1 protein-coding gene is annotated in these 956 nt (G+C 39.3%); it reads left to right on the forward strand.

The window, feature by feature from the left end; all coding sequences use genetic code 11:
• Positions 1–126: 126 nt before the first annotated feature.
• On the forward strand, positions 127–956 hold an 830-nt coding region (locus tag D1839_RS20200; RefSeq protein WP_166554474.1), incomplete at its 3' end, for an IS110 family transposase.

A 956-nucleotide genomic window follows, 5' to 3' on the forward strand; every position in this document is an offset into this window, starting at 1 on the left:
GATAAGAAAGCATTCCTGTAATAAAGCAAAATGAGGATTGAATAAAAAATGCCCCCTTGGTATGATACGAGGTGTCCAAATCTAATAAGCAAAAATGGACCCTTAAATGAACCAAGGAGGACTACCATGAATTATAAACAAAATGAAAAGATTTTACAACTAACGGACAAAACTTTAATTATTGGAGTTGACATCGCCAAGCAAAAACATGTTGCTCGCGCACAGGATTTCCGTGGGGTTCAAATTGGCAAACCACTATACTTTGAAAACGCATTGGAGGGCTTCCAAAGGTTCACTTATTGGATAGATGAATTAGCCAGCCAACATACTAAATCAAATATGATTATTGGTATGGAGCCAACAGGACATTACTGGCTTCCTCTAGCTTATTGGCTAATGGAAAAAGGGCTTAAAGTCGTAGTGGTAAATCCAGCGCATGTAAAAAAATCAAAGGAGCTAGATGATAATTCCCCAACCAAGAATGATGTAAAAGATGCCAGAGTCATTTCACGTTTAATTCAAGATGGCCGTTATTCTGAGCCGCATTTACCGGAAGGAATTTACGCAGATCTTCGAGAAGGCATGAATATGTATGATCAATTAATGAAGGACCTTCAAGCCGTACAAGGACGCGTCCACCAATGGATAGACAGGTATTTTCCAGAATACCCTACTGTCTTTGCGAACTGGGAAGGCCCATCTTCGTTACAAATTTTAAAAATGGGTTTGTTTCCTGATGAAATAGCTGGGACAGATGAAATGACCATTTTGGCTGAAATACGTAAAAAAGTAACAAGGGGAGTTGGATTGAAAAAGATCCGCCAGCTAAAAGAAGCTGCACGCCATTCTATCGGCATTAAGGAAGGCAAAAACCTGGCCAGGTTAAAAATTAAAACCTTAATGGATCAATATACGCTTCTTCACGAGAAAATCAGTGACGTGTGGGAAATGGTAGA

Source organism: Roseburia sp. 1XD42-34 (genome assembly GCF_009917385.1).
Taxonomy (GTDB): domain Bacteria; phylum Bacillota; class Bacilli; order Bacillales; family Amphibacillaceae; genus Virgibacillus.